Source organism: Streptococcus suis, assembly GCF_002964045.1.
In the GTDB taxonomy this organism is placed as follows: domain Bacteria; phylum Bacillota; class Bacilli; order Lactobacillales; family Streptococcaceae; genus Streptococcus; species Streptococcus suis_U.
Genome location: NZ_POPB01000414.1, coordinates 1 through 417, shown reverse-complemented (window position 1 = coordinate 417; position 417 = coordinate 1). Strand labels below are relative to the sequence as shown.

At 42.7% G+C, this 417-nt stretch carries 1 protein-coding gene; it reads right to left on the bottom strand.

Features of this window, described 5'->3' with window-relative positions:
- On the bottom strand, positions 1-417 hold a 417-nt coding region (locus C1E99_RS10620; protein ID WP_153060194.1), incomplete at both ends, for an isopeptide-forming domain-containing fimbrial protein.

Below are 417 nucleotides of genomic sequence, written 5' to 3'. Positions count from 1 at the left end.
TTTCGAATTTCTTCGCATCAGTTGGAACCTGAGTAGAAATGCTGTATTCAAACGTTTGGTCACGGTTTGTCAAGTTCTCATGAGCTTGACCGTTAACCTTCTTATCTACTGTCGGTGTTGGTGGAGTTGGTGGGGTGACGGTTACTGGATTTGAATTTTCCTTCGGCTTGTTATCAATTGTGAAGCTTGCCGTATTTGGAATCTTCGTAGTATTGTCATCCGCATTCAAGTAGCCTGATAAGTTAGCGTTCGCACGAATCTTAGCTTTGAAGGTTACAACAACTGCTTTACCACTATCTTTCTGCAGCTGTTCTGGTGACAATTTAACACTCAAGTTTTGACCTGAAGTAGCGATCGTTACAGCATCGGTCACCGTAGTATCACCAATAGTTACTACTACATCTCCCTTGCCTTCTG